At 31.1% G+C, this 11480-nt stretch carries 6 protein-coding genes; 4 read left to right on the top strand and 2 right to left on the bottom strand.

Translation table 11 applies throughout. The features are described from left to right. Positions 1–38: 38 nt before the first annotated feature. Positions 39–1391 (bottom strand): amino acid permease, encoded by a 1353-nt coding sequence (locus NTX22_18445; protein ID MCX6152512.1) that lies wholly within the window; start codon positions 1389–1391, stop codon positions 39–41. Between the two features lie 14 nt (positions 1392–1405). Then, entirely contained in the window at positions 1406–2809 is a 1404-nt protein-coding gene (locus NTX22_18440; GenBank protein MCX6152511.1) for a phosphatase PAP2 family protein, read from the bottom strand. 293 nt (positions 2810–3102) lie between these two features. Here NTX22_18440 and NTX22_18435 point away from each other — a divergent pair, with 293 nt between their 5' ends. The 4 genes from NTX22_18435 (at position 3103) to NTX22_18420 (ending at position 11379) form a co-directional block, all read left to right on the top strand. Continuing rightward, positions 3103–3711: a hypothetical protein gene (locus tag NTX22_18435; GenBank protein MCX6152510.1), complete on the top strand. Its 609-nt coding sequence runs from the start codon at positions 3103–3105 to the stop codon at positions 3709–3711. Continuing rightward, positions 3708–5654, top strand: coding sequence for a hypothetical protein (locus NTX22_18430; protein MCX6152509.1), 1947 nt, complete (start codon positions 3708–3710; stop codon positions 5652–5654). Before NTX22_18435 ends, NTX22_18430 begins: the two co-directional genes overlap by 4 nt. A gap of 64 nt (positions 5655–5718) precedes the next feature. After that, a complete protein-coding gene (locus NTX22_18425; GenBank protein ID MCX6152508.1) occupies positions 5719–6132 on the top strand; it encodes a hypothetical protein in 414 nt (137 codons plus the stop codon). A gap of 30 nt (positions 6133–6162) precedes the next feature. Next, positions 6163–11379, top strand: a complete 5217-nt coding sequence (locus NTX22_18420; protein MCX6152507.1) for a T9SS type A sorting domain-containing protein — start codon at positions 6163–6165, stop codon at positions 11377–11379. The last annotated feature ends 101 nt before the right edge of the window (positions 11380–11480 follow it).

Here is an 11480-nt window from a genome sequence, read left to right as displayed (position 1 = left end):
TTAATTGAATTTATAAATGAAAAAATTATTTTGCTGCTTCAGTTGGGGGAACATGGCACTCCTGGTTTCCTTTTATAGAAATACCAATAAATAGGAAATCCAGTTCCAATTAAAAATACACATGCTAAAACTCCTGCGGTTGGATATGCAATGAAAGTACCCCACGCAATATAAAGCTGAATAGCAATTGAAAGAGTTGCCATTAAAAACCAAAATTTTACTTTGTAGGTTGGTTGATAATCTGGCTTCTTCCTTAAAAAGAAAATTGCACTGTATACTAAAGCATTTTGTAAAACATACGATAAAGTAAAATATCCAAGCATTGTATTTATATCACCAAGAAGAAAAAGAATAACTGCTAAACTTGCTTGGATGAAAATAGAATAATGCGGTGTTAAATACTTCGGATGCAATTTGCCAAAAATTTTAAAGAACAAACCATCTCTCGCCATTGCATATTCAAGTCGGGGTTGAGTCATAATTACTGAATTTAAAACTCCAACCATAGAAATGAAGGCAGCCACAGCAAAAAATCCACCGGCATATTTTGCAAAGAAATTTAGGTAAACAAATGGATTTATAAATGAACCTTCAGCAGCAACAAGTTTATCAAACGGTACAATTGCACTTGTACAAAGACTAATTAAAGTGTAAGCTATCATTACAAATAACAAAGATCCCATTAGAGATTTTGGTAAAATTTTATTTGGATTTTTTACTTCACCTGCCATATATAAAATATTAATGAATCCAGCATAAGCCCAAAGAGTAGCAGAAACGCCGGCTGTAAAATTATTGAAAACAGAATTTGTTTTTGTGGAAATATTTCCTTTGGGAAATAGAAAAAGATTTCCGGAGTTAAGATAAAAAAATCCTATAAAAACAATTGCAAACAATGGAAGGAGTTTTACCGTCGTTAAAACTATCTGAAAGTTACTTCCGGTTTTAACACTTCTATATTGAATATATGCAAGGGAAAAAATTAAAACTGCGGCAAAAAGTTTAGCGTACAGGGGCATTCCTAAAATAGGAAAAAAGAAAGTTAATACAGAAGAAGCGGTTAATCCAATAATTGTAATTGTTGGAGTATCACTCGTAAGAAATGCTGTCCATGTATAAAGAAATGCAAGGAAAGGTGAACCCGCTTTATAAAGATAATAATAGGGACCACCTTGCGCTGGGAATGCAGTACCCATCTCCGCAAGTATTATAATTTGAGGTAGCCAAAGAACTCCACCCAAAAGCCAAATTAAGACAGATATTCCTGGACTACCACCAAACTTTGCTACAATAGGAATATTCAGAAAAACTCCTGAACCTATCACAGCTCCGATTATTATTGAAGTAGTCTGGACTAAATTAAGTTGTCTTTTAGGTTCTAAATTTTCCATTAAGAAATTTCCTTTTAAAATCTATAAACAAAACCAACTCTTCCCTGCCCATCAAATCCAAATGAAAGTTTGTTTGAAATAATATTGTTGTGTCTGTTCACCAAATAATTGCCGACTATAAAACCAACGGCACCACCAAGAAAAACATCGGAAGCCCAATGGTAATTTTGATATACTCTGGAAACAGCGGATAAAACTGCTGGAGCAAAAATTAATGCTTTCAGATAATAATCATCAGTACAGGAAGATAACACAGTAGATAGCGAAAAAGCTAAAGTAGCATGCCCCGAGGGCAATGAGTTATAACTGTTTGAGCGCGATGTAAATAAGTTAAATGTCAACTCGCCTTTGTTAGTAAAAGGTCTTTCTCTTCCAAACATATGCTTAATCAAATAATTTATCCGGTCTGCTATCAAGTATGATTCAAATATCTCCAACCCAATTCTGGTCGCTTTTTTATCACTGGAAGCAATTCCATACAAAGCAACTCCAACACCAGCAAGTTGAGATGTATATGTTTCCCCGTAGAATTTTCCGACATCCAATAGTGTGTTTTTACTGTAACTTCCATTTTTAATAATTTCATCCTGAACTCGCTTATCCAGTGTTGTAAGGGCTAAAGTTCCAGCCAGTATTGAAGACGCAAAAATAATATCTTCTGTATTCCACTTTACCGGATTTATTACTAAAGATAAAACATCTTCAACTCCAATAACGAGTACATCTTTAATTGGCTTAATTGGATAACGATCAATAAGTTCAACCTCTCTAACTTCTAAAACAATTTTTGTTGATGAAAAAAGATTTGCACTATTAACGGCAGTTAATAATATTGTATCAACGCCAAACCAATCTTTATTAATTACATCGATTATCAATTTATTAGATAGACTTATTTTGACATTTAAATTTTTACTGTTGCTAACTGTCCACTTTATTTCTTCCGGTTTATCTATTGAATCAATAACAAACATGTTCAAATCGAGAGATATAAATTTTTCACCTTGTAAAATAACTTGCGATGGAATCTGAATTATTTTAGGTGAGGTTGGATTATGAATGATTTCTAAAGATACAATTTCCTTTGAAGAAGAATCTTTTTCTATAATCTTATTTGTTGAACTTGAATCATCTAATATATGTAGTTCTTCTGGAATACCAGATGATTGACAATTCTCTAAATGCTTTTGGATTTTGTTGTGCTTCTCTTTATTTAGAAATGTATTCTTGTTTTCTGCTTTTATTTCTGTAATTCTACTTGAATCAGTTTTAATTTTCTCAACTACCTTATCCCTCAAACGATCAACTGAATTAAACCGATTCCCCTTCTCTCCATGATTATATAAGATAACTATTATGATTAGTATAATAAAAACTATAAAAATGATTTTAGCGCTGGTGATAAATTTTAATTTCATCTCAGTTTATTTTCTAAGTAAATTCAACAAGCTAATTTTATAAGAACCAAATTAGATCAGTCTGGTTATTAAATAAACACAAAGGTTTTTAAATTTCTGCTAAATTATAAAAAATATTATATTCAAGCTAAATAAATATCAATCTCAATGTAATATCATAAACGCTTAAATACTTTAAAGAGAATTTCCATATAATATTTTACAAATAAGAAATAATAATTTATCTTAAGCTAAATAGTTTTTAAATATTGAATTCAAATCATCATTCACAAACGAATGATTAACGGTACAAAATGTTTTCTAAACTTTTGGGATTATTAAAAACATATAAATTGATTTTACTTATTCCATTTTTCCTTTGGGAATCGCCAAAATTATCTGCGCAAGAAAGCAACGCTACTTTTGATAAATTAAATTTTGGTATTGGCATTTCCAAAATTCGAGAGTATTCTATTAGTAACTTTTATAAACCAAGTACAGGGTATTTTGGATATGTTTCCTCACCATTTTATTATGGTAATATTCAAACAGGTGTTTTTTATTTTAATTTTAAGGGAAACGAATTAGTTTCACCAGATTTTAAAAGTCTTTATATATTCCTTGGTTGGGGAAAAGATATCAGGCTTCCGTTAAATATAACTTTTAATAGTCAGGTTAGGGCTGGTCCTTATTTTACATTTTTTAAGGTTGATTCTGTAGCCACAGAGGAAAAAAATGAATCGGAGTTGGCTTTATCATTTAATACTGGCATCAATATAAAGATGTACTCAAATATAAATTTTAAATTAGAAGCGGATTTTATTACTATATTTTTCCATAGAAAAATTAAACTGTTCATCATTACAGCAGGTTTAAATTATACCATTAATATGCCGTTATGGTTAAAGGAATTTTTGTATTGAAATACATTATATTTTTTTTATTTGCATTTCAGATCTGTAGCATTTGCCAGCAAGGTGAAAACATCGACAAGCAAATAATAAATTCAAAAGAAATATTTGATTCCGGAATTGTTAATCTTTCTGATATTTTTTTATTAGCTGAAAAATGGAATTCATACACAATAGATGGCTCAAACTGGTATGCTAATGCAAATAATTTATCACCATACCAAAGACAAAATTTTATTGTTATGCTTGATGGACAAAGAATTGATATGAATTTTTTTGACCAACAAAATTTAAATATGCTGCCAATTACTATTGACCAAATAGATTATGTGGAACTTATCAACTCTCCTCAAATTTATGCTGGGGAATTTACAGAAAGAGGGCTGATTCATTTCCACACTAAAAATCCGGTTAAAAAACTTTCTGCCCACTTTAATTACACTACCGGAGATAAAACCGGTGATCCAGGACCATATAAATACACACAATACACTTCGCCAAATGTGGACCACATCAATTACTTGCTTTCTACTACAGTATTTTATGGGAGTTCAAATTGGAATTTAAGTGGTCACTTTAATCGGGACGAAAACTTTTTGACTGATCCAGAATTAAAAAAAAGAATTTCAAATTTATCCGTTGATTATAATAAAGCTGTGCTTAATTCTTTCTCATTAAAATTATCTGTAAATGCTTTAACCGGAAATCATAATTTTTTTGTGGGTGTTTCAGATCGCAAGGATTTTTTCTTTTTTAAACCTTATGGAAATGAGATTCCGGTTTCGCAGGTAATTCACCACGTCGGATTAAATGGAAATGTTCAGCCAACATCGAATTTAACTTTAAATTATTCATTAAAATTATCCGGCACCAATCTGGAAAAATTGGAGAACAAACAAAATCTTGATTTCGATTTCAAGTTGAATAACCTATCGGCAAAAATTGATGGAATATATTCTGCCAAATCCTTTCAAATGATTTTGGGTTTGGACTTTGAAAAATATTCTATTGAAACAAAACAACAGATAGAAGGAAATGAATTGATTTTCAGAAAATTCTATGGAAATATGAATTTCGATATTTCAAAATCTTTTAGTCAATCTTTTGGTATTTATTTGTTAAGGAATGATAAAAATTGGTCTCTTAAAAGCGTTATCAATAATTATTGGAAATTAAATGCGTTTCATTCACTAAATACTTCTTTTACTTATTCCCAGCATCTATTAAATGAGGATTTGAATTACTGGACCTGGTTTGAGAAAGGTTATACTTTTTCCAATGAAAATAGAACCGTTTATAATCTAAATGGAATTTTTAATAAAAGCACTTTGTACACTGCTGACTTGAACTATGTTTATAAATTTGATTCCACTTTATCAATTAAAGCCGGTGGCAACTTTAGACATTTTTCCAACTACTATCTGGAGAAACAAATTTTCCAATTCTCGGAAAACACTTCTTCGTTCAATTCCGCGGTGGAAATTTCACCTAACAATTCACTTAAGGTTATTAGTGGACAAGTAGGAATTGAAGTTAAAATGTCATCGAATATAAAGCAGAAGTTGTTTTACTATTACCAGAAAGATTTTTGGGGAAATGATGATTTTAGAAATGCATGGAAAGCATTTCCAACACACAGTTTGGTTTGGATATTTGATTATAAACCAGTAGAAAGTTTTAGCATTAGCACAAGATTAAAATATGTTAGTCCAACAAAATGGTTGGAATATCAATACTACCCGGCTCAATCGTCTACAAGTAATTCGTTTATTACAAAATCAAGAATCAATTATGATATTTCAATACAAAAATGGTTTGGCGGAAAAATTATTTGGACAAATATTATTTTCCGAAACATTTTCAATAAACCGGAAAATTATTATCCTATCGGAGTAAACATGAACTTACGATGGTATGTTCAAGTGCGGTTTTATTTCGATTCGTTACCAGAGTAATTAAATAGGAATATTTTGTTTTAAAAGTTCTTTTATTCAATAAGAAGATTTAAAAGGAACCCAAATGCGATCATCAATTACATTAAAAATGTGTTTCGTTTTTATATGTGCGGGAATTATCCTCCCACAATCAACTGATTCCATATCAGTAAACTTAAAAAATTCAAGTAAGCTATCGCTTGAATATAATATCCGGAATCCAAAAAATTATTTAGCTGATAATGAAAAAATGAATGGTGTAATACAAATTAATTTTGCAAACACATTGTTGCAAAATGGCAGCTCTGAGCTTGCAACCATAAACTTTAATGCAAATGCAGATGAAGATAAAAAAGAGGATAAGTCATTCTTCAAAAATGATTTTTTTTATTTTCTTGGAACGGCTGTAGTTGCAGCTACGGTATATTTACTTTGGCCAGAAAAGGAAATAGCTCCAAAAACATCAATGACTTTTGGTAAACCATTACCTCCAAGATAAAATAAACTATTATTAAACTTTTGAACAAATATGAAAAAATTAATATCCATCGTTTTACTTTTTATATTCTTTAGTCAAGTTGATTTTACAATACTATCAGCACAGGATCAAAAACCTGTATTGGTTTCACCTTTAAATAATTCAAGATTTCAAAAAACAAAGAACCTTGAGTTAGTCTGGCAATCAATTGCAGGTGTTGATATATACCGGTGTCAATATTCGTTCGACCCAAAATTTATTAAAATAGAAGAGGATTTATCTTTTGGTGGGAATGCGCTCACGATTTCGGAACTTGCTCCGGACACGATATATTATTGGCGTGTAAAAACAGAAGCATCCGATTCTTTATGGTCGGACATTTGGAACTTTAGAACAACCGGAAAACCAATACAACCTGTTTTATTTTTGCCAGCGAACAATTCTAAAAACAATATTGATTCGCTTGATTTTATATGGAATTATAATGAAGTAAATAAGAGTTACATTTTACAAATTTCTCTCGATTCTAACTTTACAAGTTTTGAAGCTAATGTTTCTTCCAGGGATACTGCTGCCCCGGTTTACTATTTTGATGCTAACACAGTTTACTTTTGGCGGGTACAAGCATTAAATGCTGATTTTGAAACCAGCCAATGGTCTTCAGTTTATAAATACAAAACAAAGCTGGGTAAACCCAATTTCCTTTCGCCGTTTAATAATGCTCACAACATTGATACTACTGTAACTTTAAAATGGAGCAGGATTGATTCAGCCGATACTTATAGATTGCAGCTTTCGTTAAAAAAGGATTTTATTGAACCAGATATTCTTTTAAATAAAGAAGTTTATACAACAGAATATTTATTGGATTCACTCGCGTATAATAAATCTTATTTCTGGAGAATTCTTGCGACAAATAAATCTAAAGATTCCAGTTCCTGGTCAAATACTTTTTCGTTCAAAACAAAACTGGCAAAACCATTTCTACTTTCACCAGCAAACAATCTGAAAAATACTGACACTACTTTAGTTTTTGTATGGAATCAAGTTGACTCAGCAAAAAATTATCGTATACAAATTGCGAAGGATAATTTATTCAAATCACTTTTCCTTGAAAAATTAGTTGATACTACAACAATTAAAATTACCGGATTAAAATATATCTCTGATTATTACTGGCGGATTAGTGCAAGAAATGAAAATAAAGATTCCAGCGGTTGGTCAACTATACGACATTTTAAAACCAGGCTGGGTTCGCCCCGGAGTATTGCGCCAATAGATAGCGCAAGAAATCTGGATACAGTTTTAGTTTTAAAATGGAATCCGGTTGATTCTACGTACAGTTACAGATTACAGCTTTCCATAAAAAATGATTTTATAGATTCAGACCTTCTTTTAAATAAAGAAATTTCCACAACAGAATATTTATTGGATTCACTCGCGTATAATAAATCATATTTCTGGAGAATTCTTGCGACAAATAAATCTAAAGATTCCAGTTCCTGGTCAAATACTTTTTCGTTCAAAACAAAACTGGCAAAACCAATTCTACTTTCACCAGCAAACAATCTGAAAAATACTGACACTACTTTAAGATTTGCCTGGAGTCAAGTTGACTCAGCAAAAAGTTATCGTATACAAATTGCGAAGGATAATTTATTCAAATCACTTTTCCTTGAAAAGTTTGTTGATACTACAACAATTAAAATTACCGGATTAAAATATATCTCTGATTATTACTGGCGGATTAGTGCAAGAAATGAAAATAAAGATTCCAGCGGTTGGTCAACTATACGGCATTTTAAAACCAGGTTGGGTTCGCCCTGGAGTATAGCGCCAACAGATAGCGCAAGAAATCTGGATACTGTTTTGGTTTTAAAATGGAATCCAGTTGATGCTGCAAAGTTTTACAAATTACAATTGTCCCTATCAAACTATTTCCAGCAAGATTCTATTTTATTTGACAAAAAGCTGAGTGCTACATCAAATAAGTTTGATTCGCTTAAAACCAATACTCGCTTTTACTGGAGAGTGATGACTCATAGCAATACTGGTGATTCTTCTTTATGGTCGAAAGTCTACAACTTCAAAACAAGGCTTTCTAATCCTCGGTTACTATCACCCATAGACAGCACTTTAAACCTTGATACAGTTATAACATTAGTTTGGAATAAAATTGAAAACGCCGATAAATATAAACTTATAGTTGCTGAAGATAATAAGTTTGCAAATATCTTTTTTGAAAAGGATTTAAAAGTAACTCAGATTAAAATCGATTCTCTATTATACTTTAAAAAATATTTCTGGAAAGTTTTGGCAAGCAATAAAAATAAAGATTCAAGTTATTGGTCCGATACATCTTACTTTAAAACAAGACTGGTTACACCTTTGTTGATTTCTCCAAAAGACAGCTCCAGGAATAATCAGCTTAATTTAACATTATCGTGGGCTGCAATACCAGGTGCAACCAGCTATAAATTACAATTATCTGATCATCCATTATTTGCAGAACCACTTATAGACACATCCATAACTAAAGTTACTTTTAAACCATCCCACTTGGCTTTTGATTCTTTGTACTTCTGGAGAATTAGAGCAAATAATTTGGGTGAAGACTCAAGCCTGTGGTCAAAAATTTATAGATTTAGAACAAGACCTTCAATTTTAATTATTCAGGATTCACTAAAGAAAAGCATAAATCTTTCTGTAAGTTCTTCGGATACTATCGGAACAATCATAATATCAAATGCAGGTGTAAACCAGTATGTAATTGATTCGATTAAAATTAAACCTGATTCCATTTTTTTCCTTAGTCAAAAGAATGCGGTCATTCAACCAAATTCTATTTCAAAATTTCTTTTAAGATTTAACACACACAAAGCGGATACCGGATTAAACCGTGCAATGCTTTACCTGATTAGGACAAACAATTTATCGGGAAGAGATACTTTAAAGCTTGAATTAGCTTTTACCTTAAAGCAATCAAAAGTCGGACTAAACAGCGATACTTTAATATTTGATAATACTGCTGCTTCCCATCTTTCAAATAAAATTTTAACAATTAAAAACATTGGTGGGAATTATCCATTAGTAGTTAATAAAATATTTATTGAAGGGACCGACACAAATTCTTACAAACTGATAAAGCCGGTAAAAGTGATTAAGGCAAATGATAGCGTTTCGTTCAATGTTGAATTCAAACCATTTAAACCTGGGAAGCACCAGGCTCTAATTCAATTACAAACTAATTCCTACCCGGTAAAGAACTTTACAGTATTATTAGTTGGAACCGGAATTGGAGGTGAATTATCACCTGAATCGATTACAGCTATCAATAAAGTTATGGCTGATACTTTTGAAACATTTAATAACAACAATAAAAAAATATTCTTTAGAAATATTGGGAACGACTGGTTGAATTGTTCTATCAAATTTCCTAAAAAACGATTTAAAGTTACAAATGATTTCCAAAACACTTTTAGCCTAAAACCGAATGATACAATTACAGTAGGAATAAAATATTTAACTCCAAATTTTGACAAAGTAAGCATTGACACTTTAAGCATCATTCATAATGGCTTTGGCAAAGACACTATTTATCTTCCAATCGATGGTGGGATTGATAGCCTTCAATCTGTTATAAAACTAAAAAGCAATTTGCGTTTTAATAATGAACCATTCAATTCTACTCTTAAAATACTTGAAGTTAATCAAGCGGTTACATTAACTCTAAATCCATCGTTGTTTACTTTCCAGAATAATCTGGATTTCAGAATTATATATTACCTCGGCGGACCCGGTGTAAAACATTATTCCTACAATGATGGAAACTACAATTTCATAATTCCAAAATCAGACATTACGGACAAGGGATTAATTTTCTTTGGCGATTTGATTTCAAGAAACATCAATGGTTTAATTGTAGATTCCATTTCAGTTTTTGATTCAATTGATGTGCAGACAATTATCCCAAAATTAAAAACAGTAAGCATTTCAGTACCACGTTCTAAAGCAGCAGAAAATTCGCAAAATGCTAATGTGAAATGGACTATGTTTGGTTTTCCATTTGAAGATGTTGTCGCTGATTCTGTTTTCAAATACTTTGGTGGAATTAAAAATATGAAGGATGGTGAATGGGTTGTTTATGAATACAATCCCTCTGCACCAGATTCTTTTTCGCTATTCAACAATTACTACTTTAAAGAAACCTCTGCTTATTTTGCTGCACAATCTCTGGTTGATACTTTCAAAATCTCTTATTTGTATCCACAGAATATCCGGAGCAGAAAATTAGCTGATAACGTTTTAACTTTTAATAGCAATGGCTGGAAGACAATTTCATCACCTTACTTTTTTGATGTTCAAATTGATACGACTTTGATCTTACGGAAATATGACCCAAATAATAAAAGCTATAAGATGACTAATATTATGAAACCCGGCGAAGGATACTTTGTTGAACCGGAAGTAAAAAGAATTAAATTAAAAACTTTTGGGAAATATAATCCACTATACTTTCCAAAAATTTTAGCTGATATTGGATGGTTCGTTAAGCTAACCATTGCAGATGAAACAACCTCAAATGAATTGTTTTTCTCAGTCTTCAACTCCAATAATAAACTTTCAAAATCTGGTTTGGTAAAAAGTGAATATTTAATTCCCCCAAAATTGCAAAATGGATTGGAGGCTTATATAACTAACGAAATATTGAACACTAAATCCGACGTTAGTATAAAACAAAATGCTGAAGGAGCAACCTGGGATTTTATAATTGGAAACACAATTAAGAATAATTCAATAAGTATTAAACCGGAAATGTTTGGTAGCTTTCCAAAAGAATATCAATCTGTAATTTTTGATATTGAAAATAATAAACTGCTCGATTTAAAAAATATTAGCATCGGCAATTCTAATCAGCATTCATATAGAATGATTATTGGAACGGAAAAATTTGTAAATGAAACCTTAAAGAAATTTCAAAATGAAATAGTAAAAGATTTTCGCTTGTGGCAGAATTACCCAAATCCTTTTAATCCATCAACAACAATTAATTATGCTGTACCAATTAGCGGATTTGTTACCTTGAAAATATTTGATGTTCTTGGAAAAGAAGTTACTACTTTGGTAAATGAAGAAAAACCAGCCGGGAAATACTCGGTTGAGTTTAATGCAAATTCCCGCACAGCGGGATTAACAAGTGGAATTTACTTTTATACTTTACGTGCTGGAAAATTTATTCAGACCAAAAAAATGGTTGTTCTAAAATAAATTAAATGAAGGTAAGTTTCATTAGTTTATTTTTAGCGGTCGATGGAAAAATTGATCGGATGGTAACTTTCTTTTATTTGTTAAGTCTAAACAGACAAACA

The organism is Ignavibacteriales bacterium, from assembly GCA_026390815.1.
In the GTDB taxonomy this organism is placed as follows: Bacteria; Bacteroidota; Ignavibacteria; order Ignavibacteriales; family SURF-24; genus JAPLFH01.
Note: the sequence above shows the minus strand (reverse complement) of the source record. Positions and strands in the feature narration are given on the sequence as shown.